This is a genomic window from Pedococcus sp. P2_D9, assembly GCF_056404275.1.
The window spans coordinates 1-25,125 of record NZ_JBFUEI010000019.1 but is presented as its reverse complement, the minus strand read 5'-3'; the positions used below and the strand labels follow the sequence as shown (position 1 = coordinate 25,125).

Below are 25,125 nucleotides of genomic sequence, written 5' to 3'. Positions count from 1 at the left end.
GGGCTGGACGAACCCTGACGGGTGGGCTCATACGAGTGCGGCGCGGCGATCTCGTCTCCTGCGCCATCGCCGCACCTTGAGCCAGAGCCAGACGAGCAGCCACGCCAGCAGGACGAGGAACAGGATCACCAGCACCGGGATGAACACGGCCACCAGGCTCAGCCCGATCGACGCACCGTCCTCGACGGTCGACGCCACCGGCGCCCCGAACCCGAGCGTGCCGGCGTTGATGGCCGGTCTGGCCACCGTCTTCCCACCGTGCACCAGACCTGAGGTGACCACGCCCAGGATGACGCCGACCCACGGGTTGTTGGTCATCCAGGACGAGTGGTCGAGGCCCTCGGCGGCCGACGTGGCGGCAAAGATCAGGCCACCCATGCTCGGCCGGATGAACGTCTGAACCGCGTCGTTGACGGTGTCGATCGCGGGGATCTTGTCGAGCACCACCTCGGTGAGCAGCAGCACCGCGCCGATCCCGATCGCCCACCACGACTCGATCCACGCATACGACTGCGGCAGCGTGATGAAGTCCGTGAACCGGGCGATCAGCGCCACGACGAGGAACGGGATGTAGGCGTTGAGCCCCGCTGCCGCGGACAACCCCATGCCGGTCAGTGCAGCGATCATCGGCCACCTCCTGTGCGGGTGCGGCGCACCTGTGAAGACATGTCTATTCGACGCCGGTGCGAAATGCGCGGTTCCGCCTCCGCGGCTGTCACCTTCTCCGGCCACCCGACGCAGGTATGCCGCGCGCGGAGTCCGCGCGCGGCATACCTCATCCTTATCGGGTTTAGGGACAAAGGGTGGCTTCACCCCGGAACCGTTCCGGGGTGAAGCCGACCCAAGTCCCTAAACCCGATAAAGGTGGGAGGTGGGTTCAGCTGCCGTCGGCCCGCTTGCGGGCGACGATCTGGCCGAGGACGGCGTAGCCGACGACGAGGTGGGCCGCGCCGACCCAGCGGGCCGCGCCCTCACCGAAGATGCCCATCGTGGGCACGGTCACGACGGCCCAGCTCTCGGCGACCAGGGGGTAGAAGCGGGACAGGCCCTTCCAGCGGCCCGCGATGGCGATGCGGATGCCGATGAGGAACATGCCGAGCATCGAGATCGGCCAGAACATGTCGAGCGCCAGCGACGCAGGGTTGTCGAGGTTGGTCAGCCCGAAGAAGTCCGAGGCGGTGGAGGCCATCGCCAGGGCGAGGGCACCGGTCTCCATGCGCAGCACGCTGCGGGCGACCTTGCCGGAGCCGATGGCCTTGGTGCGCCACAGGACCCGCACCAGGCTGAGGACTCCGACCTGGAAGAGGAACGAACTCGCGTTGTGGGCGTACTGGTAGGCAGTCGTCTCGCTGTTGAGCCCGAACACGACGATCATGCTCGACCAGGCGAGCGCTCCGACGGTGAGCATCGTGCCGTGCCGGAAGTACGGACGCGGGTTGGTCGCCTCGGGCGCCTGGGTGGTCGCGGCGGCGACGTCAGAGCGAGCGGGGGCGGAGGTCTTCGTGACCGACATGGTGGGTCTCCTTGCTGGGTGGTGGTGTCTGTGGTTGTGGTGGTGCGGCCGGCACGTGGTCGGTGCCGTTGCCGAGAACTCTGTGGCGCCCCGCGACCCGGGCGGCAGGGGTCGGCGTCCCGTCTCCGGTCCCCGAAGGTGTCCCGACGGATCGGGACACCAATCCCCTGACGGCGGGACACCGGCGTTGGCACACTGGCGAGGTGACCGCTGTGCCTGCCCTGCGCGCCGAGGCGTCGGGCCCGCCCGCGCCCGGGAAACCGGGTTCGCGAGGCGTCGACGCCGGCCCACGGCGTGCCGTCGTGCCGGCGCTGCTCGTGCTGGTGCTGGTGGCCCTCGTGGTCGGCTGCGTGGTGCTCGACGCGCAGTCCACGGACGCACAGCGCGCGCTCTACGTCTCCGAGCGGGGCGTCGTCAGCGGGGCGATCGGCGCCCTCGTCGGGTTGTGCGGCGCCGCGATCCTCGCGTTCCGCCCGTGGCACGTGGTGGGACTGGTCCTCGCCGGCGCCGGCGCCTTCTGGGCGCTCGACGGTTTCTGCGAGTCGTATGCCGTCGTTGGACTGCACGACCGGCCGCCACTGCCGCTCACGGGACTTGCCTACTGGGTGGTCTCCGAGGCCGGGTCGCTGCTGCTCGTGGCGCTTCCGCTGGTGCTGGTGCTCTACCCGACCGGTCGCCTGCCGTCCGGGCGGTGGCGGTGGGTCGGCCTTGCCGCCCTCGTCATGTCGCTGGCCCTCCCGCTCAGCCTGGTCCTCGCGCCCGACACCGTGATCTACGACGGCCGTCTCCCCGACGAGGTGGTGGCGCTCCTGCCGCAGATCGCGCTGCCGCTGTCGGGGTCGGCTGCGACCGCGACCATCCACGTCAGCCAGGTGCTGACCATGCTCGCGATGCCACTGGCTGCCGCCACCGTGTTCGCGCGACATGCACGCTCCACCGGCGTCGAGCGCACCCAGCTGCGCTGGCTGCTGTGGGCCGCGATCGTCTGCCTGCTGGCCGGCGGCGTCATGCTGCTCGACCTCAACGGGCCGGTCGGGTTCGCTGCCCTGGTGCTCGCGCTGGTGGCGACCAGCGTCTCCGTGGTCATCGGCGTGGTCCGACCCGAGACCGGCGACGTCGACGCCCTGGTCGGCGGCACGCTCGTCTATGGCGGCATCGCCGCCCTGTTCGTCCTCCTCGATCTGGCTGTCGTGGCGGCGGCCGCCTCCCTGCTCGGCGACCGCTTCGAGGAGCGGCAGGTGACCGTGCTCGTCCTCGTGCTGGCCGTCGCCGCGTACGGGCCACTGCGGTCGTGGCTCACCGCACAGGTGCGCCGCCGGGTGCTGGGCAGGCGGGGGGAGCGGTACGAGGTCGTCTCGGCCCTGGCCGAGCGGCTGGAGGAGTCGGGTGGTCTCGAGGAGCAGCTGCCGGCGCTGGCCGCGACGGTGGCAGAGGCGTTCCGGGTGCCGTTCGTGCGGGTCGAGGTCCTCGGGCCTGGCGGCCAGGGGCTCGCGGCGACCCACGGGACGGAGCCGTCAGCGAGCCGCTCGTTCCCCATCTCCTACCGGGGTGAGCGGATCGGGTCGATCGAGCTGCCCGACGGGGGGATCCGCGGCATGCTCTCGCGCCGCGACCGCGTGCTGCTGGTCGACGTCGTCCGGCAGGCGGCCATCGCCGTGCGGAGCAGCCTGCTGGCGCGGGAGCTCCAGGAGTCGCGCGAGCAGCTGGTGCTGGCGCGGGAGGAGGACCGCAGGCGGATCCGTCGCGACCTGCACGACGGCCTGGGCCCGGTGCTCGGCGGAGTGGCCATGCGACTGGATGCCGCGGGCAACGCAGTGGCGACCGACCCGCAGACTGCGCACCGGCTGGTCGTGCAGTCCCGAGCCGAGATCACCGAGGCGCTCGCCGACGTGCGACGGCTGGTCCACGGGTTGCGGCCGCCGGCGCTCGACGACCTCGGCCTGCTCGCGGCTGTCGAGCAGCAGGCGGACCGTACCCGCGCGGCGGGACTCGACGTCTCCGTCCGCGCCGACGACGTCGCCGGCCTGCCCGCGGCTGTGGAGGTCGCGGCATACCGGATCGTGTCGGAGGCGCTCACCAACGTGGCCCGGCACGCGCACGCGCGCACCTGCACCGTCTCGCTCGCGACCGGTCCGGCCGATCTCGCCGTCGAGGTGCACGACGACGGCCGCGGCATCGCGGCGGACGTGGTCGTCGGGGTGGGTCTGCGGTCGTTGCGTGAGCGGGTGGAGGAGCTGGGTGGTCGCTACGAGGTGCTGTGCCCGCCTGGCGGCGGCACGACGGTTCGGGCGTGGTTGCCGACGGGTGGGGGCGCATGAGCGACGACCGTGAGATCCCGGGTGGCGGCGCCGTCAGGGTGCTGATCGCCGACGACCACCCGATCTTCAGGGACGGCCTGGCGACCCTCCTCGCACCGCACCCTGACATCGAGGTCGTCGCGCGCGCCGCCGACGGCGCCGAAGCCGTGGCGCTGGCGGCCGAACACCGTCCCGACGTCATCGTCATGGACATCCAGATGCCCCACGTCAACGGCATCGAGGCGACCCGCCAGGTGCTGGCCGCGCAACCGTCGGTCGGCGTCCTCGTCTTCACGATGGGTGAGGACGACGGGACCCTGCTGTCGGCGATGCGGGCCGGAGCGCGCGGCTACCTCGTCAAGGGGGCCGCGCAGGACGAGGTGGTCCGCGCCATCATCGCGGTCGCCGGGGGAGGCGTGGTGTTCGGCGCGTCGCTGGCCGCACGGATCGGCGACCTGCTGTCGCCGTCCTCGCAGCACCGGGCCCCCGAGTTCCCGATGCTCACCGACCGAGAGCGCGAGGTGCTCGACCTCATCGCCGCAGGGCGCAGCAACGGCCAGATCGCGGCCGAGCTCTACCTTGCGCCCAAGACGGTACGCAACAACGTCTCCGCGATCCTGTCTAAGCTCCAGGCCACCGATCGCGCCGAGGTCATCATCCGGGCCCGCGACGCCGGGATGGGCCAGCGGGACTGACCGTCCGGCGGTCCCTCGGGTGCTCGGCGACGACCGCTCACCGATTGGCGCGCGGGTATCTCCCCGGATCGGCTCTCCTTCTGGAAGGGTTCCCGGAATCCGGATGTAACCGCTTACATCCGGACAATCCACCACACCGAAGGAGTTGTGGACCCCATGAAGGGAACGCACAGAATCGCCCTCGTGCTGGCGGCAGCCGCCGCAGTGCTCGGTATCGCGCCCGGGACGGCCACCGCAGCCGACTCGCCGCAGGTCGCCGTCATCGCCCACCGTGGCTCCGGCGCCATGGCGCCGGAGAACACCCTCGCCTCGGTCGAGCTCGCCCTCAAGCAGGGCGCGGACTACATCGAGAACGACATCATGCGCACCAGCGACGGCGCGCTGGTGATCATGCACGACCTCACCCTGGCCCGGACTACGAACGTCGAGCAGGTCTTCCCCGACCGCTCGCCCTGGAACGTGTCCACCTTCACCCTCGCGGAGATCAAGCAGCTCGACGCCGGCTCGTGGTTCAGCGCCAAGTACGCCGGCCAGAAGGTGCCCACCCTGCGCGAGTGGGTCGAGGCGGTCGGCTCCCGAGCCGGCATGCTGCTCGAGGCCAAGGACCCGTGGGCCTTCCCCGGCATCGAGCGCGACATCGACAAGAACCTGCGCTCGATCCCGGCCTTCACCAAGGCGCTGGCTGCCGATCGGGTCATCATGCAAGCCGGTGACGAAGGGTGGCTCCGCGCCTACCACGACCTGGCGCCGGACGTGCCGGTCGGGCTGCTCTACTACACCCGCCCCACCGACGAGCAGCTCGTCGCGGCAAGCACCTGGCTCGACTCGGTCCACCCCGCGCTCGGCAACATCGACCAGGGCATCGTCACCCGGGCCCACGAGCTCGGCCTGGACATCCACGTGTGGACGGTCAACTTCGGTGGCGACATGAGCCGAGGGATCTCCTGGGGCGTCGACGGCATCATCACCGACTACCCCTCGGTGCTGCGGGACATCCTTCGCAAGAGCTGACCTGGCCCGGCACACCCTGCCAGCGATGCCCCGGTATGCCGCCCGCGCGGCATACCGGGCATCGTGCGTCCCAGCGGTGGCGCCGCTCAGCCGACGTCGCTCAGCCGACGTCGCTCAGCCGACGTCGCTCAGCCCAGGAGGGGCCCGACCAGGTCGGCGCAGAAGTCGACCTCGGTGGACCGGCCGTTCATCGCCGTGATGACCGGGTCGCCGACCTGTTCACCACCGGGCTGCGCGTCGCCGAGCAGGTCGTACATCGTGACCATGCGCAGGGTGCCGGAGTCGCGGGCGACGACCTGACCCGAGTCGTCGCGCACCGTGAACGAGGCGCCCGAGAGCTTGGAGTCGAAGGCCCAGATGTTGCCCTCGACGTGCGTGCCCCGGGTTTCGCGGAACGTGCTGCGGTCGCTGATCGTGAAGAAGCGGCCGGTGGCCGGGTTGGTGAAAGTGTCCACGGCGGAGAGGTTCTGCCAGCCGAGGTAGGCCTCGTCGGTGCCCTTGATCGTCCGGATGGAGAAGCCCGCGTGACCTGAAGCCGTGTGGTCGATGGTGATGCCGCACTCGTCGAAGGTCTCGGCGAAGGTGAAGTCGAAGCGGTCGTGGCTGTAGAGCGCGGCCTGCGCAGGTGCGATGACGACGAATGAGACCGCGGTGGCGGCCAGGGTGGCGATGACCTTGAAGCGAACGCGCATGTTTTCCTCCCGGGTTGGCTGATCCCTTCACGGTCCTCAGCGCGCCCGTCGCCCACATCAGGGAAAGCCACTACACCGGCCGGCGTGCCCCGACTTTCGGGCGAGTGGCCGAAAGTCCGGGCCCGGTCCGGCCGGGAGCGGCGAACTTTCAGGCGAGTGGCCGAAAGTCCGGGCGGCTCGCGGCAAAGGCCGGGGAGGTTTCGGGCGAGTGGCCGAAAGTCTGGGCCCGGTCCCGTCAGGACGTCGCGCGTCCCGGAAATTGCCGATGCCACTCGGGCGACAGGCGTGGCGCCGTGCTCATGCCCCGCGAACGCATGACCGCCACCACCCGATCGAGCACTGCCGTGGGGTCGTTGTAGACCTGGGACCCCACCACGATGACGAACTTCCAGTCGTCGGCCTCGAGGTCCTCGCGGCGCACCAGGTCGCCCTCCCACTGCTCGACGCGTTCGATGTGGTGGCGCCCGTCGAACTCGATGCCGACCTTGTGCTCAGGGAAAGACAGGTCGATGCGGTACTTCACCCGGCCACCGGAGTTCACCACCTCGAAGTTGACGACCGGCTCCGGTAGGCCGGCCAGGACCAAGAGCATCCGCAGTCGGCTCTCCATCGGAGAGTCGACGCGCTCACGGACCAAGGAGGCCGCGCGGCATACCAACGAATGGTGGGAGCCGCCCCACTTCGCGGCCGCTGCAACCAGCGCGTCGGGTGTGGTGGCGCCCGCTCTGACCAGCGAGTCGCCGAGCACCACCAGATCGACCAGGCTGCATGACCGGCCCAGGTCCAGGAACGTCCTCTCGGCGGACGTGACGGGAAGGCCGCGTCGGGTCGCCTTCGACGGCATGGCGACGACACGGTGCGGACGAATGCCCGCCACCTTGGGGCGGTGAACACGCGGGACGGTCACGTGGATGTCGGACGAGTCGGGCGCGATCCCACCCCAGAGCCGAGCTGCCGTGTGGTGCGTGATGAGGGCCTCCGCGGGACAGATGGTCAGTGCTGCCAGTGACCTCAGCTGGAGGGTGGGGGTCACGCCGGCGGCCAGGTGCACTCCCCAGAAGACCTGCTGGTAGCCACGCCCAGCCAGTTCGTCGTCGCTGATGCCGGCGGCCAGCGCCTCCGCCCGGGTGAACGGAACGAGCGGGTTGAACTCTCGGCTCGGAAGCCGTCGTCGGGGCATCGATCCACTGTGGTGCCTCAGCGACGGTCGGCCCGGCGATATCCACAGGGCCCACGTCTGGCGAGGTTTTGGGCGAGTGGCCGAAAGTCCGGGGGTCGGCTGGGGGGAGGTGGCGAGGTTTCGGGCGAGTGCCCGAAAGTCCGGGGGAGCGGGCGGCATGCCGGCGCGCGCCGGGGGAGCGGGCGGCATACCGGCGCGAGGGAAACCCGTTTGGCGCCCACCCCTAGGATTCGCACGTGAGCAAAGTCCTGTCTGCAGTCGCCTGGCCGTATGCCAACGGCCCGCGGCACCTCGGCCACGTGGCCGGGTTCGCCGTGCCCTCCGACGTGTTCAGCCGCTACATGCGGATGGCGGGCCACGACGTGCTCATGGTCAGCGGTTCGGACGAGCACGGCACCCCGATCCTCGTCCTCGCGGACCAGCAGGGCGTGAGCGCGCGCGAGCTCGTCGACCGCAACCACGCCATCATCGCCGCCGAGCTGGCCGACCTCGGCTGCTCCTACGACCTCTACACACGCACCACCACTGCGAACCACTACTCCGTCGCGCAGGAGCTGTTCACCCAGGTCTGGAAGAACGGCTACATGGTCGAGCAGACCACGAGTGGCGCGATCAGCCCCTCCACCGGCCGCACGCTGCCGGACCGCTACATCGAGGGCACCTGCCCGATCTGCTCCTACCCCGAGGCCCGCGGCGACCAGTGCGACAACTGCGGCAACCAGCTCGAGCCCACGGACCTGATCGACCCGAAGTCCAAGATCAACGGTGAGACGCCCGAGTTCATCGAGACCCAGCACTTCTTCCTCGACCTGCCGGCGCTGGCCGACGCGCTGCGCGAGTGGCTCGAGGGCCGTGAGGCGAGCGGCACGTGGCGGCCGAACGTCATCAAGTTCAGCCTCAACATCCTCGACGACATCCGCCCCCGGGCGATGACGCGCGACATCGACTGGGGCATCCCCGTGCCGCTCGACGGGTGGCGCGACAACCCGGCCAAGAAGCTTTACGTCTGGTTCGACGCCGTGGTCGGCTACCTGTCCGCGTCCATCGAGTGGGCCCGCCGCCAGGGCGACCCCGAGCGGTGGCGCGAGTGGTGGAACGACAGCGAGGCGCTGTCGTACTACTTCATGGGCAAGGACAACATCACCTTCCACTCCCAGATCTGGCCGGCCGAGCTCCTCGGGTATGCCGGTCGCGGGGCTCGCGGGGGCGAGCCCGGTGAGTTCGGGGTGCTCAACCTGCCGACCGAGGTCGTGTCGAGCGAGTACCTCACGATGGAGGGCAAGCAGTTCTCGACCTCGCGCGGCTACGTCATCTACATCCGCGACGTCCTCGACCGCTACGGCCCGGACGCGATCCGCTACTACATCTGTGCGGCGGGCCCGGAGAACCAGGACGCCAACTTCACCTGGGCCGAGTTCGTGCAGCGCAACAACTCCGAGCTCGTCGCGGGGTGGGGCAACCTCGTCAACCGCACGGCCTCCATGGTCGCCAAGAGCTTCGGCGAGATCCCGCAGCCCGGCGTGCTGGAGCCGGTCGACGAGGCGGTGCGGGCCAAGGTGCTCGCGGCATTCGGGGTCGTCGGGGACCTGTTGGCCAGGCAGCGGATCAAGGCTGCGGTGGCCGAGGCGATGCGGACCGTCGGCGAGGTGAACAAGTACGTCACCGACACCGCACCGTTCAAGCTCAAGGGCGAGGACGAGCGCGAGCGCCTGGGGACCGTGCTGCACACGCTGACGCAGTGCGTGGCCGACCTCAACCGCATCCTCGCGCCGTTCCTCCCGTCGTCGTCCAACGCGGTGCACGCGACCTTCGGTGGCGAGGGCACCTTCATGCCCATGCCGGTGCTGCAGGACGTCTCCGGGCTCGACCCCGAGGACGCCGACCGGAGCTACCCGGTGGTGACTGGCGAGTACACCCGGACGCCGCGGTGGGAGTCGGTTCCGGTGCAGGTCGGGGCCACTGTGGTCAAGCCCACACCCATCTTCACCAAGCTCGACGAAGCGGTGGTGGACGAGGAGCTCGAGCGACTCCGTGACGACGCTCCGGAGGCTCCGGAGGCCGACCCGCAGGACCCCGCTGAGGGCTCCGGGGGCAACGGTGACGGCGACGCCTGACCCGGGTCAGCGCAGCGGCCCCACCAGGGTGCCCGACGCCCCGGACCCGCTCCCGATCCCGGTCGTCGACAACCACACGCACCTCGACATCGCGCGGGACGGAGAGGACGCCCCTGACGTCGCCGCGGTCATCGCCGACGCCGCGGCCGTGGGTGTCGACCGGCTGGTCCAGATCGGGTGTGACCTGCCTGGTGCCCGGTTCACCGTCGAGATGGTCGACCGCCACCCGGCGATGCTGGGTGGTGTCGCCCTCCACCCCAACGAGGTGCCCAGGCTGGCCGAGGCTGGAAGTCTCGAGGCGGCATACGCGGAGATCGAGGAGCTCGCTGCGCACCCAAGGGTGCGGGTCGTCGGCGAGACAGGTCTCGACTACTACCGCACAGGCCCTGAAGGTGTTGGGGTGCAACAGGATTCGTTCCGCTGGCACATCGACCTGGCCAAGCGCACGGGCAAGGCCCTGCAGATCCACGACCGCGACGCCCACGACGACGTCCTGCGCATCCTCGAGGAGGAGGGCGCGCCGGCCACAACGGTGATGCACTGCTTCTCCGGCGACATGGCGATGGCCAGGACCTGCGCGGAGCGTGGCTACTACCTCTCGTTCGCGGGCACGGTGACCTTCAAGAACGCCAAGGGCCTGCGCGACGCACTCTCGGTGACCCCGCTCGACAGGGTCCTGGTCGAGACCGACGCCCCCTACCTCACGCCGGCGCCCTGGCGCGGCGCGACCAACGCCCCCTACCTCGTGCCCCACACGATCCGGGCCATGGCGGGGGTCCTCGGCGTCGCCGTGCCCACCCTCTGCCAAGCCGTCAGCGACACGTCCGAGGCGGTCTACGGCCCCTGGTGAGCCCTCCAGTTCGGGGGCGGGGATCGCCGGTATCAGGCCGGGCGAATGCCACGCCTGTGACTTGGCCAAGTGCTGAACGTACCGTTATCAAAATTTGACCTTTGCCGAAAAGGCGGTCATGGTTGATGACTGTTGGCCGGGGTCGGACCCTCCGGCGACGCGATCAGGGGTTGTTCAACCGCCACGACGGCGGCTCGGAGCGGCCCCTCATTCTTTGCCCCTTGCACCTCCGGGCACAGGACGCGCCGCCACACCGATGCCCGGGGAGTACGAACTCTGGAGCATCGTGATCACCCGTCCCGTTCGTCGCATCGCCCAAGCCGCGGTCGTGACCAGCCTCATCGCTGGCGCCGTCGGCGTCTCGCATTTTGACAAGTCCGTCACCCTCTCTGTCGACGGCAAGGCCTCGACGGTCCACGCCTTCGGCAGCACCGTCGGCGACGTCCTCAAGAAGCAGGACATCGCGATTCATGAGCACGACGTGGTCGTCCCGGCGCCCGGCACCCAGCTCGCCGACGGCCAGAAGATCGTCGTCCGGTACGGCCGCAAGCTGACCGTGACCATCGACGGTCGCACGCAGGACTACTGGACCACCGCCACCACCGTGGCTGCAGCGCTGCAGGAGCTCGGCATCCGTGCCGACTCGGCCAAGCTCTCGGCCTCGCGCTCGATGTCGCTCGGCCGTCAGGGCCTGGCCCTGTCCGTCACCACGCCCAAGGACGTCGTCGTCCGCGCTGACGGCAAGAACCGCTCGGTCACGAGCACCGGTGCCACTGTCGCCGACGTGCTCTCCGAGCTCCACATCACCAAGGACGCCGACGACCGGGTGAGCCCGGCCCCCACCACGGCCGTCACCGCCGGTCTGAAGATCGCCGTCCTGCGCGTCAGCGCGACGCAGGTCAAGGCGACCGAAGCCATCGCGGCACCGGTCACCAGGAAGAGCGACTCCACCCTCTACAAGGGTCAGACCAAGACGCTCAAGGCCGGCTCCGCGGGCGCCAAGGTCGTCACCTACAAGATCGTCAAGGTCGACGGCAAGGTCGAGAGCAAGAAGGCCGTCGCCACGACGGTCACGCAGGCACCCGTCGCGGCGCTCGTCGCCGTGGGCACCAAGGCGCGGGCGAGCACCCCTGCTCCCAGCGCAGGCAACACGTCCGGCGCGGGCATCAACCTGTCCAACGCCGCCATGTGGGACCGGATCGCCCAGTGTGAGTCCGGTGGCAACTGGTCGATCAACACCGGCAACGGCTACTACGGCGGTCTGCAGTTCGCGACCTCCTCGTGGCTGGCCAACGGTGGAGACGACTTCGCCCCGCGTGCCGACCTGGCCTCGCGTGCGGAGCAGATCACCGTGGCCAACCGCTACTACGCCAAGGCCGGTCTCGGCCCGTGGGGTTGCGCGCACGCCGCCTGACCTGGACGTCATTACTCCCGGCTTCACCCCGGAACGGTCCGCCTCACCCGAAAACGTTTGTCGGGTGAGGCGGACCTTTGTCCCATGACCCGATAAAGGTGAGGCGGGGGAGAGTCCCCTAGAGTCGGCGCCATGGTCGAGCAGAGCGGGTTCCTCGGAGCCGCCCAGATCCGGGAGATCGCGGCCGAGCTGGGGCTGCGCCCGACCAAGCAGTGGGGCCAGAACTTCGTCATCGACGCCAACACCGTCAAGCGGATCGTGCGGCTGGCCGGGGTGAGCGCCGCCGACTCCGTGGTGGAGGTCGGCCCCGGCCTCGGGTCGCTCACCCTCGCGCTGCTCCCCGAGGTCGGGCACGTCACGGCGGTCGAGGTGGACCCGAACCTCGCCCAGGCGCTGCCGGGCACCGTGAGCCGGCTCGCACCGGCATACGCGGACCGGCTGACGCTCGTGCAGGCGGACGCGATGCAGGTGCGCGAGCTGCCCGACCCCCAACCCACGGCGCTCGTCGCGAACCTGCCCTACAACGTCTCCGTGCCCGTCGTCCTCAACTTCCTCGAGGCCTTCCCCACCCTTGAACGGGTGCTCGTCATGGTGCAGCTCGAGGTGGCCGAGCGCCTCGCCGCCAGCCCCGGCTCCAAGGCCTACGGCGTCCCGAGCGTCAAAGCCTCCTGGTATGCCGCGGTCCGGCTCGCGGGAACCGTGCCCCGCAGCGTCTTCTGGCCGGTGCCGAACGTCGACTCGGGCCTCGTGGCCCTCGAGCGCCGGCCTGCCCCGTCCACCACCGCCAGCAGGCGCGACACCTTCACGTGCATCGACGCGGCTTTCGCCCAACGACGCAAGACGCTGCGTGCCGCGTTGGCCGGGTGGGCCGGTTCGGCCCCCCGTGCCGAGGAGTGCCTGCGTGCGGCCGGCATCGAGCCTCGGACCAGGGGAGAGCAGCTCGGGATCGACGAGTTCGCGGCGATCGCGGCCGCCCGCTCAGCCCTCCCGGTCCTCTCCTAGCTCCCCGCCGCGAGCTCAGCCCACGAGGCAGCGCGCTATGCCAGCGCCGGGGTGCGCGGCCAACAGTCCGCGGGCACGTGACCGTGAGATGTTCCACGACAACCAGTCGTCCGTCTTCAGTCCGCTTCCCGGGTCGCAGCTGACCGAGGGGTTCCGCAGGTCGACCAGCGCGGGCGCGGCATCGGCCGAGAGCTCGGCGAGGTAGGCGTAGTCGATCGGGGCCGTCGCGTTGGTGCGGGAGAGGTTGTGCTCCGCGATGTAGAGGTCGGGGTTGAGGACCGCGAGCCCGAGCAGACCAACCGCTCCGAACCGCACCGCCAGCGGGACCAGCCAGCCACGCGCCCGGACCAGGCCTGAGGCCATCACGAGCACGACCACGACGCCGAGCCAGCCCTCGAAGACCGAGACGAGCAGCCGGAGCCGGGTGAAGCCGTAGGCCTCTTCGTAGAGGTGCATCCGGTAGAGCGCCGACACGACCACGACGATCGTCATGAGGCACAAGGCGCCCAGCGCCAGGTCGCGGGCGCGCCCAAGGGTGGCCTTGCGCGCGGCCCAGCCGACGACCGTGAGGGTGAGGATCGTGGCCACCGTCAGCTGGCCGAAGCCTTCGTGGACGTAGTCGGCGTAGGTCAGTCCGGTGGTGCGCTGGAGGTAGTCGTGGCCGCCGAACATGGCGGTCGCCTGCGCGACCAGGAAGAGCGCGAAGACGGCGTTGACGGCCATCACGGGTGCCATCCACTCGAACTGCCGCCGGCTGGGTCGCAGGGGCAGCCGCAGCCGGTCGACGGCTGGGGGAGCAAGACTCACGTATGCCGCGGCGAGGGTGCCGGCCGCGATGAACACCGCGAGGACGATCCGGGCGGGGAGGTCGTGCCAGGTGATGTCGGGCGTGATGGCGTCGACCCAGGATGCGAACAACGCGTCAGCGGAGGCGAACAGGGCGCCGAAGACGAGGAGCAGAACCACCGAGACGATCGTCGCGCGGGCCGCGGGAATCCAGGCCTGGACGCTGGTGCGGGGCTTCAGCGTGCGGCCGAGCCACGGAAGGCCGCGGATGGAGGCCAGGGGAACGGATGCCGCCGTGCCCAGCAGACCCAGGATCGAGGAAGCGCGCGTCGAGTTCACGGCCACGAGCGCCAGGCCTGCCAGGAGGCAGAGGATGGTGATCCACGCGGCGTCCCTGACGAAGAGGGTCGCGAGGAGCAGGGCCACCAGGGCCGCGTCGACGCTGTCCAGCCGGTTCCACCGACGAGACCCGGGGCGCAGGGCGCGGGCCCCCAGCGCGGTGGCGGCGACGGCACCGAAGACGAGGGTGGTGCCGACCCCGAGGTTGCGGTTGGGCACCACGACGGCCGCGAGGACACCGGCAGCCACGGCGCAGGCCACGATGCCGGGGCCTCGCCGTGGTGCGTCCGGCCAGTAGGACCCGAGCCCCTCGTGCGGTGGTGCGGCGGGAGGCAGCGGCGCGGGGGCCGGTGGGGTCAGGGTGCTCATGATGGGCTCCTTCGTCGTGATCGGACGGGTCACGTCCGCGGGCAGGGTCACCTCGATGCGGCAGCCGTGGTCACTGTCGGCGACGGCGATGGTCCCGCCGTGCAGCTGGGCGACCCAGCGGGAGATGGCGAGGCCGAGACCGGTGCCGCTGTTGTGTGCGGCACTGGTCGTGAACCGCTCGAACACCGCGCGCCGGTCCGAGGCCGCGATCCCGGGCCCGTCGTCAGCGACGGCGACCAGGACGTCGCCGTCGGCGAGCTCGGCGCTCACCCGGACCAGGCCACCAGCCGGACTGTGGCGGGACGCGTTGTCGAGCAGGTTGGCGAGCAGCTGGTGCACGCGGTCGGGGTCGGCCGGGACCGTGAGGGACTCCGGTCGCACCACCACCGTGTAGCGCAACCCGTCGACCCGGGCCTGGGCCACGGCCTCCTCGAGCAGGTCGGCGAGCCGCACGTCCTTGAACCGCAACGGCGTCACGCCCTCCTCCACGCGCGACAGGTCGAGCAGGTCGCTCACGAGGCGGCCGAGGCGCTCGGTCTGGGCGAGCGCGAGGCGCAGCTCGTCCGGGCCGGGCTGCGAGACGCCGTCGACGAGATTCTCCAACACTGCCTGCAGCGCGGAGATCGGGGTGCGCAGCTCGTGCGAGACGTTGGCGACGAGGTCACGCCGGTGCCGGTCGACCAGCTCGAGGGTCGCCGACATCCTGTTGAAGGCGCGGGCCAGCTCGCCCACCTCGTCGCCGGACGTGGCGCGCACGCGCTGGGAGTAGTCGCCTTGCGCCATCTGCTGGGCCGCGTGTGTCATCTCACGCAGCGGCGAGGTCATCCCCCGTGCCAGGAGCTGGGTGATGCCGAGCGCTGCCAGGACCGCGACCGGCACGGTGGCCCACGGCGAGAGCCCCGCGCGGGTGCCGACGACGGCGAGCACCGACGCCACGGTGATCGTGACCGCCACGAGCAGGCCCAGCTTCACCTTGATGGAGCGGACCGCGTCGAGGGGGCGAAGGTCGTACCTCACGCGCCCACCTCCAGGGCGTAGCCGACTCCGTGGACGGTGCGCAGGAGGTCGGCCCCGAGCTTGCGGCGCAACGACTTCACGTGGCTGTCGACCGTGCGGGTGCCCGATGCGTCCGCCCAACCCCAGACCTCGGCCAACAGCGCCTCTCGGGTCAGGACCGTGCCGGGTCGCGCGGCGAGGCACGCCAGCAGGTCGAACTCGGTCGGCGTGAGGTGCACCTCGTCCTCCCGGGACCACACCCGCCGCTGGGCGCCGTCGATGCGTAAACCGTTGACCTGCACCGTCGGTGCAGGGGACTGCCTCGTCGCCGCGGCCCGCTCCACCCGCCGCAGCAGTGCCCTGATCCGGGCCACCAGCTCACGCATCGAGAACGGCTTGGTCATGTAGTCGTCGGCCCCGATCCCGAGGCCGACCAGCAGGTCGGTCTCGTCGTCGCGCGCGGTGAGCATCAGGACAGGCACCGGTCGCGCGGCCTGGAGCCGCCGGCATACCTCGTGGCCGTCGAGGCCGGGGAGCATCACGTCGAGCACCACGACCTCCGGGTCCCAGGCTGCGGCGCGGTCGAGGGCGACGAGGCCGTCGTGCACCTGCTCGACGTCGAAGCCCTCGGCGGCCAGGCGCGCGGCAATCGCGTCGGCGATGGTGGGTTCGTCCTCGACGACGAGGACGCGGGGCTTGGTGCTCACGTTCTCGAGACTAGGAGAGTGTCCCGGTGGGGGAGGGGTAGATGGTGTGAAGGTTCTGTGCAGATGTGCTGGTCCGCGCCGAACCCGTTCACCCCGTTAGGGTGGCGGCCATGACCTCAGCCGCCCTGCCGCCGTCCTCGGTGACGGTGCGCGTCCCGGCGAAGGTCAACCTCGAGCTGCTCGTCGGGCCCCCCCGCGAGGACGGGTACCACCCGTTGTCCACGATCTTCCACGCGGTCAACCTCTTCGACGAGGTGACCGTGATGAGCGCCCCCCAGTGGGGGCTGGCGGTGTCGGGGCCGCAGTCCTTCGGCGTGCCCGTCGACGGCACCAACCTCGCCGCCCGCGCCGCGCAGCGGCTGGCCGAGGTGAGCGGCATCGACGAACCCGTGCACATCACCATCCGCAAGGACATCCCCGTGGCGGGTGGCATGGCCGGCGGCTCGGCTGATGCCGCGGCCACGCTGGTCGCGTGCGACCTGCTGTGGGGCACCGGCCTGACCCGTCCCGAGCTCGAGGAGATCGCGGCGGGGCTGGGCAGCGACGTGCCCTTCCTGCTCGGTGGGGGCACCGCCATGGGGTCGGGGCGCGGCGAACGGCTGGCGCCGGTGCTGGCCCGGGGCAGCTACCACTGGGTCTTCGCCCTCAGCGAGGACGGCCTGTCGACCCCGGCCGTGTATGCCGAGTGCGACCGTCTGAGGGGTGACCGCACCGTGCCCGACCCCTCGCCGAGCGCCGAGATGATGACGGCGTTGCGCTCGGGCGATGCGCGCGCCCTGGGTGCCGCCCTGTCGAACGACCTTCAGGCAGCAGCGATTTCGCTGAGACCGGCCCTGGGGGACGTCCTCGACGCCGGGCTGGAGTTCGGTGCGCTGGGCGGCGTCGTGTCCGGATCGGGCCCGACGGTCGCCTTCATCGCCGAGTCCAACGAGGCCGCCCTCGACCTCGCGGTCTCCCTGACGGCGTCGGGCGCGGTGCAGGACGTCCGCCGCGCGACCGGTCCGGCGCACGGAGCCCACGTCATCAGCGCCCCACGGCCGGGCTGAGCGGCAGCAGATGGCCAACCTCATCAGCGTCGAGCGCGCCACCCTCGCCCTCGGCACCGCCCACGTGCTCGACGAGGTCTCCCTCGGCGTGCTCGGTGGTGACCGGATCGGTGTCGTCGGACGCAACGGTGGCGGCAAGACCACGCTGCTGCGGGTCCTCGCCGGCCACCTCCAGGTCGACTCGGGTCGGGTGACCCACGCGGGGGTGTCGCGGGTCGGCGTCCTCGCCCAGGACGACGTCCTCGACCCCGCTCACACCGTGCACGAAGCGGTCCTCGGCGACCTGGCCGAGCACGTGTGGGCCGGCGACCCTCGCATCCGCGACGTCCTCACGGGGCTCCTCGGCGGGATCGGTGCGGAGGCCGTCGGTGGTTTCGACGCGCTCGTGGGGCCCCTGTCCGGTGGGGAGCGTCGGCGCCTCGCACTGGCTGCGCTGCTGGTGCAGGACCCCACGGTGCTGTTCCTCGACGAGCCGACCAACCACCTGGACGTCGAGGGCGTGGCCTGGCTCGCCGAACACCTGGTGCGCCACCGTGCCCGCCCGGACAACGCCGTCGTCGCCATCACGCACGACCGGTGGTTCCTCGACGAGATCGCCACGACCACGTGGGAGGTCGTCGACGGCAAGGTCAACGCCTTCGACGGTGGCTACGCGGCCTACGTCCTCGCGAAGGCCGAGCGCGAGCGGATGGCGGCGGTCACCGCCGAGCGGCGCGACAACCTGCTCCGCAAGGAGCTCGCCTGGTTGCGACGCGGTCCGCCGGCGCGGACCACCAAACCGAAGTTCCGCATCGACGCGGCCAACTCCCTCATCGCCGACGAACCACCCGCGCGCGACGACGTCGAGCTGATGCGGTTCGCCACGACCCGGCTGGGCAAGGACGTCGTCGACCTCGTCGACGCGTCGGTGACCCTCGGTGAGCGGCTGCTGCTCGACCGGGTCACCTGGCACCTCGCTCCGGGCGAGCGCGTCGGCATCGTCGGCGTCAACGGCGCCGGCAAGTCGACCCTGCTGCGCGCCATCGCCGGTCAGGTCCCGCTCTCCTCGGGCAAGCGGAAGGAGGGCGTGACCGTCAAGCTCGCCTACCTCACCCAGGAGGTGCGTGAGCTGGAGCGGTATGCCGACTGGCGCGTCATCGAGGCGATCGAGGACGTCCGCAAGTACATCCGTCTCGGACGCAAGGAGATCAGCGCGTCGCAGCTCGCGCAACGGCTCGGCTTCACCGGCGGTCGCCAGCAGACTCGCGTCTCGGACCTGTCCGGTGGCGAGCGCCGCCGGCTCCAGCTCACCAGGCTGTTGATGGACGAGCCGAACGTCCTGCTGCTGGACGAACCGACGAACGACCTGGACATCGAGACGCTGACCTCCCTGGAGGACGTCCTCGACGGCTGGGCGGGCACGTTGCTCGTGGTGTCGCACGACCGCTACCTGCTGGAGCGGGCGTGCGACAAGCAGCTCGCCCTGATGGGCGACGGCAAGCTCCGTGAGCTGCCCGGTGGCGTCGAGCAGTACCTCGAGCTGCGACGAGCCGCCCCCGCGCCGACGCTGCCCACCCCACCCAGCTCGGCGCAGACACCTGCGGCACCTGCCCCGGTTGTCACGAACAGCCCAGCCGAGCTGCGCGACGCCCGCAAGGACATGGCGCGAATCGAGAAACAGCTCGCCCGGCTGGCGCAGCGCGAGGACCGGATCCACGCCGAGATGGCCGAGTCGGCGACGGACCACGCCAAGGTGCTCACCCTGAACGGCCAGCTGCGCGAGATCGTCGACGAGCGTGAGGGGCTCGAGCTGGAGTGGCTGGCCGCAGCCGAGATCGTCGGCTGAGCTCGCGTTCGTCCTGGGGGTGGCCGCGTCGAGAGTGCGCGACACGCTGAACGGGCAGCCCGGTCGTCAGCGTGTCGTGCACTCTCGACCGAGTCGGCTCAGGCCTCGAAAGGGGACAGCAGGCGTCGCAGCATGGCGGCCAGCTCGTCGCGGTCACTGCTCGACAGCTCTGCGAGCAGGTCGCGCTCGCGGTCGAGCAGGTCGGCCATGGCGTCGTCGACGGTGCGCTGCCCCGTCGGCGTGAGGCGCACGATGACGCCGCGGCGGTCGTGGGGGTCGGGCGTGCGACCGACCAGCCCGCGGCGCTCGAGCCGGTCGACGCGGTTGGTCATCGTGCCGCTGGTGACGAGTGTCTGGCGGATCAGCTGGCCGGGCGAGAGCTGGTAGGGCGAACCAGCGCGCCGCAGGGCCGAGAGCACGTCGAACTCCCACCCCTCGAGCTGGTGCCGGGCAAAGGCCTGGACGCGGTCCAGGTCGAGCCGTCGGGCCAGCCGGGAGACGCGGGACAGGATCTGCAGCGGCGCCACGTCGAGGTCCGGGCGCTCACGACGCCACGCCTCGACGATCCGGTCGACGTCGTCGGGCGGGGGAGTCGACATGGTGACAACTCTACCTTCCGTCAAGTATCTTGATGTCAAGACAACCGTTGAGAGGTCGCCGTCATGAGCACCACGTGGGATCCCCAGCAGTACGCCAAGTTCTCCGACCACCGGTCGCGTCCGTTCGGCGACCTGCTGGCGCGCGTCGGTGCGAGGCATCCTCGTCTGGTCGTCGACCTCGGCTGCGGCAACGGTCCGCTGACCCTCTCACTCGCCGAGCGCTGGCCCGACGCCCGCATCGTGGGCGTTGACCACTCCCCCCAGATGCTTGCGGTGGCACGGTCCCTGGATGTGACCGATCGCATCGAGTGGGTGGAATCCGATGTGGCGCAATGGGATCCGATGACCCTGGGGGCGGCCCCGGACGTCATCGTCACCAACGCCACGCTGCAGTGGGTGCCGGGCCACCTCGACCTCCTGACCCGTTGGGCGGCTGCCCTCGCTCCCGGGGGATGGCTGGCGATGCAGGTGCCGGGCAACCTCGACGCCCCCTCGCACGCGCTGATGCGCGACGTCGCCCGCGACCACCCGGACGCCGACCTCCTCCGACCCGCTCTCGATCGGCTGGCCGTCGAGCAGCCGTCCGCCTACGTCGAGCTGCTCGGGAGTGTCGGACTCGAGGTCGACGGGTGGGAGACGACCTACCAGCATGTCCTCGATCCCGAGGCGCGACAGGCGAACCCGGTCCTGGAGTGGGTGCGCGGGACCGGGCTGCGACCCGTGCTCGACGCACTGACGGACGAGACCCGGCGCGAGGCGTTCCTGGCGGACTACGACGCGAGGCTGCGCGCGGCATACCCGCGGACGCCGATAGGCGTGATCTTTCCGTTCCGCCGCATCTTCGCCGTGGCCCATCGCCGGGACGGTGGCGGACCGGAGGTCTGAACCGGGTAAAGGGTCGGGGCCAGAGCTCCTTGCTGCCCCTGGAGCGCGAGACGTTCTACGGTCGGGGTATGACCTCCTTCGTGAAATCCGTGACCTTCGACTGCTCCAGCGCCCTGCTCGTCGCCGGTTTCTGGGCGGCCGCGCTCGGCTCCAACGTCGACGAGGACAGCACCGACGACCGGGCGTGGGTCGAGCCCGCGGGGTGGGGCGGTCCCACCCTGTGGTTCCAGCGCGTCCCTGAAGGCAAGACCGCGAAGAACCGGCAGCACTTCGACCTGCGCGCCGTGGGGTCGGTCGGTGCCGAGGTCGAACGACTGGTGGCCCTGGGCGCCTCCGTCATCGGCGGCGACGGCGAGCTCGTCGTCATGGCTGATCCCGAGGGCAACGAGTTCTGCGTCGAGTCCTGACGCCGACCCCCGCCCCCGCGGGCATCGGCGACGTGTCAGAGCTTGCGGGCGATGGTGAGTCCGTCGAAGGCCGTGAGCACGACCGTCTCGACCCGGTCGTCGGCGGCAACCAGGTCGTTGAAGGCCCGGAGGGCGTCGAGGTTGTCGCCGGCGGCGCTGTCGTCTGCGATCTCACCGCTCCAGAGCACGTTGTCAGCCAGCAGCAGGCCGCCCGGCCGGACCCGGGGCACCAGCTCGTTCCAGTAGTCCACGTAACCGCCCTTGTCGGCGTCGATGAAGACCAGGTCGATGGTGGCGTCTGCAGGCAGTGCCCGCAGGGTGTCGAGCGCCGGTGCGATCCGCAGGTCGATGCGGTCGGCCACCCCGGCCTCCTGCCAGGACTGCCTGCCGATCGCCGTCCACTCCTCGCTGATGTCGCAGCAGACCAGGGTGCCTCCGTCAGCCAGCCCGCGGGCGATGCAGAGGCTCGAGTACCCCGTGAAGGTCCCGACCTCGACGGCCGACCGCGCTCCGACGAGGCGGGCCAGCATGGTGAGCAGCTGCCCCTGGTCGTCACCGATCTGCATGCTGGCAGGCCCGCCGAGGGCGCGCGTGCGTTCCTGCAGCCGGCGCACCACCGGGTCGGGCCGCCACGAGCTGTGCGCGGAGGCGTAGTCGCGAACGGCGTCGGTGACCAGGAACGAGCGCATGCCCGTCAGGCTAGTCCGCGGTGAGCAGCCCCGGTTTCTTCTCGAGTCCRGCGAGGCCGTTCCAGGCGAGGTTGACCAGGTGGGCCGCCACGTCGGCCTTCTTCATCTTGCGAGAGTCGAGCCACCACTGGCCGGTGAGGGCGACCATGCCGACGAGCATCTGCGCATAGAGCGGAGCCGTCTTGGGATCGAGCTTGCGACGCTTGAACTCGGCCGCGAGGATGTGCTCGACCTGGCTCGCGACGTCGGAGATGAGGCTGGCGAACGATCCGGTCGACTGACCGGCAGGACTGTCCCGCACCAGGATCCGGAAGCCGTCGGTGTTGCTCTCGATGTAGTCCAGCAGGGCGCCCGCAGCCCGCTCGAGCGTCTCGCGACTGTTGAGCTCGGCGCTCAGCGCGCCAGTGATGCCCCCGAGCAGTGCGGCGATCTCTCGGTCGACGACGACGGCATAGAGCCCCTCCTTGCCGCCGAAGTGTTCGTACACCACCGGCTTGGACACGCTGGCCTTCGCGGCGATCTCCTCAACTGTCGTGCCTTCGAAACCCTTGTCCGCGAACAGTTTCCGACCGACCTGGATGAGCTGCTCGCGGCGCTGCTTGCCCGTCATGCGGGAGCGGGAGCCGGAGGCGGTGGTCTTGTCGTGGGCGTCGGTCACACGGTCCATCATGCCGCCTGCGTAGCGTGGTGGTCGTGAAGGGCAACGCCCGGTATGCCGGTGGAGCGCGGCGGTTGGCGATGTCGGCTGCCGCCGTGGCCGCCTTGCTCCTCCTCGGTGTGGCTCTCGACCAAGGGCCCCTGGGGCCTGCCGAGTCCGCCCCACCGCCGGTCGCTTCTCCCTCACCGCCGGTCCCGTCGGTGACCACGGCCGTGCCGGGTCTCGACGTCCCCACTGCGCCACGGATCGTGACGGACCACCTGACCTTCGGTGCCGAGCGCAGGGCCGAGACCGCGGCATACGCGGAACGCCACTATGGAACGCGCACCTGGCGGCTGGATCCGAGCGTGATCGTCCTGCACTACACGGAGAGCGACACCTACGCCTCCGCTCGCTCGCTCTTCGAGGCGGACCTGCCCAACCGGGGTGAGCGCCCGGGAACCTGCGCCCACTACGTCATCGACCAGGACGGGACCATCCACGAGCTCGTGCCGCCGACCGTGATGTGCCGGCACACGGTGGGGCTGAACCACCTCGCCATCGGCATCGAGTTCGTCCAGTCCTCCAGCGGTCACGACCCCCGCTGGGCGGTTCAGCAGGTGCTCCGCCGCAGGGCGCAGCTGGCCGCGGGCGTGGCGCTCGTCGAGGACCTGCAGAGGCGGTTCCCGATCGCGGACAGCGACGTCATCGGGCACGCGATGGCCAACGACACCAAGGGTTTTCGCGACCGCGAGGGCTGGCGCAACGACCACACCGACTGGCAGGAGGCGGAGGTCGTGGCATTCCGCCGGCTGCTCACCACTGCCCCCTGACGCGAGACCTCAGGCGGCGAGGCGGCGGGCGTCGATGCGCTTGGCCACCGGCCACCTGACGTCGGTGGCCCAGCCGAGCTTCTCGAGCGCCCAGATGACCCGCGCCGTCGAGTCGACCTGACCCTTCTCGACCCCGTGACGGGCGCAGGTCGGGTCGGCGTGGTGCAGGTTGTGCCACGACTCGCCCATCGACAGGACCGCCAGCCACCAGACGTTGCCGGACTTGTCGCGGCTCTTGAACGGCCGCTCGCCGATGGTGTGGCAGATCGAGTTGATCGACCAGGTGACGTGGTGCAGCAGGGAGACTCGCACCAGGGACGCCCAGAAGAAGGCGGTCAGCGCCCCCTGCCAGCTCATCGACCACAGCCCGCCGACGACGGCAGGCAGGAGCATCGAGCCGGCGACGATCAGCGGGAACGCCCGGTCGACCTTCTGCAGGTCCGTGTCGGCCATCAGGTCGGGTGCGTACTTGCTTCGCGGCGTCTGCTCGACGTCGAAGAGCCAGCCCGTGTGCGCCCACCACAGCCCCTTGGCCAGTGCCGGGATCGTCTCGCCGTAGCGCCACGGGCTGTGCGGGTCGCCATCGCGGTCGGAGAAGGCATGGTGGCGGCGGTGGTCGGCAACCCACCGCACCACCGGTCCCTGGATGGCTAGGGAGCCGGCGATCGCGAGTGCCACCTTCAGCCCCCGACTGGCCTTGAACGAGCCGTGCGTGAAGTAACGGTGGAAGCCGACGGTGATCCCGTGCCCCGCAACGGCATACATGACGACGGCGATCACGATGTCGTGCCAGCCGAGGCCCCAGCCCCAGGCGACGGGCACCGCCGCGAGCAGCGCCAGGAACGGGATGCCGATGAACAGCGCCAGCGCGACCTGTTCGCCTCGGGCCTTCCGTTCGGGTGCCACGGACGGCGTCTGGTCCTGGGTGGTCGGCGCCGTCTGCGCGGGAGCGGGCGCGGTCTGCGCGGCTGAGTTGGGGGGCGTCATCGCAGGGGGAACCTTCCTTCGGTTCGTCGCCACGGAGGCATCATCAACGTACGAAACCGTAACCTACGGAACCGTAGGTTGTCATCGGTGTCGGCGGCGATGCCCAGGTATGCCGCGTGCTTGGCTACCCTTGGCGGGTCCCCGCAGGGGGCGTTCCCCGGTTGGTCTGCTGGCAGGGCCCGCCTGACTTTGAATCAGGACAAGCGACGTAGGTTCGATTCCTACCCGGGGAGCCAGGTCCTAGGCGCCGGGGTCCCAGGCGAAGAGCTGGTCGAAGACCCGTGGGTCACCGCCGAGCTCGAGGGACTCCGGCGGGATGCGGCCGTAGAAGAAGAGGACCAGCTCGCTGGCTGTGCCCCGGGCGGAGGCATCCACCGTGTCCGGGTCGTCGCTGCCGGAGTCGGGCAGGCGGGCCGCCCGTGCGCCGTCGGCGGAGAGCCAGACGCGCCAGGAGCGGCCCTCGGTGGCGTGGTAGTCGACGACAGCCGGCTGGTGCGGCCAGGCGCTCGTCGTGGCGCAGCAGGTGAACAGGAACTCCTCGACCCCGTCGAGCGCCGCCTCCTCCGGGAGTGGCTCTGCGGCGTCCGCGGTGAGCTGGGCGTCGTAGGTGTGCACCGCCATCTGCTGCACCTGGTGCCGGGCGACGGCACCGCTGGTCGGCGGTGACTGCGAATCGCCCCACCACATCCAGACACCTCGATCCGGGCCGGCATCGTGCAGGGCGTCCACCAGCTGCTGCGTCGACTCGGCCATCCAGACGAGCAGCGCCTCGCGGTCACGAGGCGCCGGCGCGCCGTCTCCCGCGGACTTTCCGGCTGCGTCGGGTCCGGCGGCGACAGTGGCTGCCCACGAGCGACGCCCCTCGCCCAGGTGCTCGACCAGGTCGAAGAGCGTCCACTCGGGGCAGCTCGGCACCTGCGCGTCGAGGCTCGGCGCGGAGGAGACCGCGGCGCAGAAGGCGGCTGACCTTTCGTCGATCAGCCGCAGCAGGTCTTGGTACTCCACGATGTTCTTCACTCGCGCTGTCTATCACTGTGCCGTGGGTGACCGACATCGAATTTCCCGCCCGCGGGAGCCTGAGACCTCAGCCGCGCGGGCCACCGCCGTGGTTGTCGGTGTCGACCGTGATGGTCTTGAGGTCCTTGCTGACCTCGAGCCTGACGTTGGCGCCGGCCTTGGTACCGAAGACGTCGTAGGAGCCGTCGGGGTCCTTGCGACCGAAGACGTCGTAGGAGCCGTCGGGGTCCTTGCG

23 protein-coding genes and 1 tRNA gene are annotated in these 25,125 nt (G+C 70.6%); 13 read left to right on the top strand and 11 right to left on the bottom strand.

Going from position 1 to position 25,125, the window contains the following annotated elements:
- Positions 1–27: 27 nt before the first annotated feature.
- Positions 28–627: a DUF4126 domain-containing protein gene (locus AC1DXJ_RS20005; RefSeq protein WP_477624264.1), complete on the bottom strand. Its 600-nt coding sequence runs from the start codon at positions 625–627 to the stop codon at positions 28–30.
- Positions 628–877: 250 nt separating this feature from the next.
- The gene (locus AC1DXJ_RS20000; RefSeq protein ID WP_477637831.1) at positions 878–1,513 is read right to left on the bottom strand and encodes a hypothetical protein; all 636 of its coding nucleotides are present in this window, start codon (positions 1,511–1,513) and stop codon (positions 878–880) included.
- A gap of 203 nt (positions 1,514–1,716) precedes the next feature.
- Between AC1DXJ_RS20000 and AC1DXJ_RS19995 the strand changes: the two genes are divergently transcribed.
- The 3 genes from AC1DXJ_RS19995 (at position 1,717) to AC1DXJ_RS19985 (ending at position 5,516) form a co-directional block, all read left to right on the top strand.
- On the top strand, positions 1,717–3,831 hold the full coding sequence (locus AC1DXJ_RS19995; RefSeq protein WP_477637830.1) for a sensor histidine kinase: 2,115 nt from the start codon (positions 1,717–1,719) through the stop codon (positions 3,829–3,831).
- The gene (locus AC1DXJ_RS19990) at positions 3,828–4,505 is read left to right on the top strand and encodes a response regulator (RefSeq protein WP_477637829.1); all 678 of its coding nucleotides are present in this window, start codon (positions 3,828–3,830) and stop codon (positions 4,503–4,505) included. Before AC1DXJ_RS19995 ends, AC1DXJ_RS19990 begins: the two co-directional genes overlap by 4 nt.
- Positions 4,506–4,661: 156 nt before the next feature.
- A complete protein-coding gene (locus AC1DXJ_RS19985; RefSeq protein ID WP_477614647.1) occupies positions 4,662–5,516 on the top strand; it encodes a glycerophosphodiester phosphodiesterase in 855 nt (284 codons plus the stop codon).
- 128 nt (positions 5,517–5,644) lie between these two features.
- On the opposite strand, the gene AC1DXJ_RS19980 is transcribed toward AC1DXJ_RS19985, so the two are convergent.
- Positions 5,645–6,208, bottom strand: a complete 564-nt coding sequence (locus tag AC1DXJ_RS19980) for a hypothetical protein (RefSeq protein WP_477637828.1) — start codon at positions 6,206–6,208, stop codon at positions 5,645–5,647.
- A 235-nt stretch (positions 6,209–6,443) separates the two neighbouring features.
- Entirely contained in the window at positions 6,444–7,388 is a 945-nt protein-coding gene (locus AC1DXJ_RS19975) for a hypothetical protein (RefSeq protein WP_477637827.1), read from the bottom strand.
- A 236-nt stretch (positions 7,389–7,624) separates the two neighbouring features.
- Between AC1DXJ_RS19975 and metG the strand changes: the two genes are divergently transcribed.
- The 4 genes from metG to rsmA all read left to right on the top strand — a co-directional run bounded on the left by metG (position 7,625) and on the right by rsmA (position 12,768).
- Positions 7,625–9,502, top strand: a complete 1,878-nt coding sequence (gene metG / locus AC1DXJ_RS19970) for a methionine--tRNA ligase (protein ID WP_477637826.1) — start codon at positions 7,625–7,627, stop codon at positions 9,500–9,502.
- On the top strand, positions 9,486–10,352 hold the full coding sequence (locus AC1DXJ_RS19965) for a TatD family hydrolase (RefSeq protein WP_477637825.1): 867 nt from the start codon (positions 9,486–9,488) through the stop codon (positions 10,350–10,352). Before metG ends, AC1DXJ_RS19965 begins: the two co-directional genes overlap by 17 nt.
- Before the next feature lie 286 nt (positions 10,353–10,638).
- On the top strand, positions 10,639–11,766 hold the full coding sequence (locus AC1DXJ_RS19960) for a ubiquitin-like domain-containing protein (RefSeq protein ID WP_477637824.1): 1,128 nt from the start codon (positions 10,639–10,641) through the stop codon (positions 11,764–11,766).
- 132 nt (positions 11,767–11,898) lie between these two features.
- Positions 11,899–12,768, top strand: coding sequence for a 16S rRNA (adenine(1518)-N(6)/adenine(1519)-N(6))-dimethyltransferase RsmA (gene rsmA / locus AC1DXJ_RS19955; RefSeq protein ID WP_477614653.1), 870 nt, complete (start codon positions 11,899–11,901; stop codon positions 12,766–12,768).
- Positions 12,769–12,783: 15 nt separating this feature from the next.
- Here rsmA and AC1DXJ_RS19950 read toward each other — a convergent pair whose 3' ends face one another.
- Both AC1DXJ_RS19950 and AC1DXJ_RS19945 read right to left on the bottom strand, forming a co-directional pair.
- On the bottom strand, positions 12,784–15,279 hold the full coding sequence (locus AC1DXJ_RS19950) for a DUF4153 domain-containing protein (protein WP_477614654.1): 2,496 nt from the start codon (positions 15,277–15,279) through the stop codon (positions 12,784–12,786).
- The gene (locus AC1DXJ_RS19945; RefSeq protein WP_477614655.1) at positions 15,276–15,965 is read right to left on the bottom strand and encodes a response regulator transcription factor; all 690 of its coding nucleotides are present in this window, start codon (positions 15,963–15,965) and stop codon (positions 15,276–15,278) included. The genes AC1DXJ_RS19950 and AC1DXJ_RS19945 overlap by 4 nt, the downstream gene beginning before the upstream one ends.
- Positions 15,966–16,075: 110 nt before the next feature.
- Here AC1DXJ_RS19945 and AC1DXJ_RS19940 point away from each other — a divergent pair, with 110 nt between their 5' ends.
- Both AC1DXJ_RS19940 and AC1DXJ_RS19935 read left to right on the top strand, forming a co-directional pair.
- Positions 16,076–17,011, top strand: a complete 936-nt coding sequence (locus AC1DXJ_RS19940) for a 4-(cytidine 5'-diphospho)-2-C-methyl-D-erythritol kinase (protein WP_477614656.1) — start codon at positions 16,076–16,078, stop codon at positions 17,009–17,011.
- Positions 17,012–17,021: 10 nt separating this feature from the next.
- Positions 17,022–18,836: an ABC-F family ATP-binding cassette domain-containing protein gene (locus AC1DXJ_RS19935; protein WP_477614657.1), complete on the top strand. Its 1,815-nt coding sequence runs from the start codon at positions 17,022–17,024 to the stop codon at positions 18,834–18,836.
- A 98-nt stretch (positions 18,837–18,934) separates the two neighbouring features.
- Here AC1DXJ_RS19935 and AC1DXJ_RS19930 read toward each other — a convergent pair whose 3' ends face one another.
- Positions 18,935–19,435, bottom strand: a complete 501-nt coding sequence (locus tag AC1DXJ_RS19930; protein ID WP_477614658.1) for a MarR family winged helix-turn-helix transcriptional regulator — start codon at positions 19,433–19,435, stop codon at positions 18,935–18,937.
- Between the two features lie 63 nt (positions 19,436–19,498).
- Between AC1DXJ_RS19930 and AC1DXJ_RS19925 the strand changes: the two genes are divergently transcribed.
- Positions 19,499–20,320 carry a methyltransferase domain-containing protein gene (locus tag AC1DXJ_RS19925; RefSeq protein WP_477614659.1) on the top strand — a complete coding sequence of 274 codons (822 nt, stop codon included), beginning with the start codon at positions 19,499–19,501 and terminating at the stop codon, positions 20,318–20,320.
- 68 nt (positions 20,321–20,388) lie between these two features.
- The gene (locus tag AC1DXJ_RS19920; RefSeq protein WP_477614660.1) at positions 20,389–20,727 is read left to right on the top strand and encodes a VOC family protein; all 339 of its coding nucleotides are present in this window, start codon (positions 20,389–20,391) and stop codon (positions 20,725–20,727) included.
- A 35-nt stretch (positions 20,728–20,762) separates the two neighbouring features.
- Here AC1DXJ_RS19920 and AC1DXJ_RS19915 read toward each other — a convergent pair whose 3' ends face one another.
- Positions 20,763–21,416: an O-methyltransferase gene (locus AC1DXJ_RS19915; protein ID WP_477614661.1), complete on the bottom strand. Its 654-nt coding sequence runs from the start codon at positions 21,414–21,416 to the stop codon at positions 20,763–20,765.
- A 10-nt stretch (positions 21,417–21,426) separates the two neighbouring features.
- Positions 21,427–22,026: a TetR/AcrR family transcriptional regulator gene (locus tag AC1DXJ_RS19910; RefSeq protein WP_477615295.1), complete on the bottom strand. Its 600-nt coding sequence runs from the start codon at positions 22,024–22,026 to the stop codon at positions 21,427–21,429.
- Positions 22,027–22,109: 83 nt separating this feature from the next.
- Between AC1DXJ_RS19910 and AC1DXJ_RS19905 the strand changes: the two genes are divergently transcribed.
- Positions 22,110–22,886 carry an N-acetylmuramoyl-L-alanine amidase gene (locus tag AC1DXJ_RS19905; RefSeq protein WP_477637823.1) on the top strand — a complete coding sequence of 259 codons (777 nt, stop codon included), beginning with the start codon at positions 22,110–22,112 and terminating at the stop codon, positions 22,884–22,886.
- Positions 22,887–22,895: 9 nt separating this feature from the next.
- On the opposite strand, the gene AC1DXJ_RS19900 is transcribed toward AC1DXJ_RS19905, so the two are convergent.
- Positions 22,896–23,873 (bottom strand): acyl-CoA desaturase, encoded by a 978-nt coding sequence (locus tag AC1DXJ_RS19900; RefSeq protein ID WP_477614663.1) that lies wholly within the window; start codon positions 23,871–23,873, stop codon positions 22,896–22,898.
- Positions 23,874–24,027: 154 nt separating this feature from the next.
- Between AC1DXJ_RS19900 and AC1DXJ_RS19895 the strand changes: the two genes are divergently transcribed.
- Positions 24,028–24,109, top strand: a tRNA-Gln gene (locus AC1DXJ_RS19895).
- A gap of 4 nt (positions 24,110–24,113) precedes the next feature.
- On the opposite strand, the gene AC1DXJ_RS19890 is transcribed toward AC1DXJ_RS19895, so the two are convergent.
- The gene (locus AC1DXJ_RS19890; protein ID WP_477614664.1) at positions 24,114–24,890 is read right to left on the bottom strand and encodes a maleylpyruvate isomerase N-terminal domain-containing protein; all 777 of its coding nucleotides are present in this window, start codon (positions 24,888–24,890) and stop codon (positions 24,114–24,116) included.
- Positions 24,891–25,125: the final 235 nt, after the last annotated feature.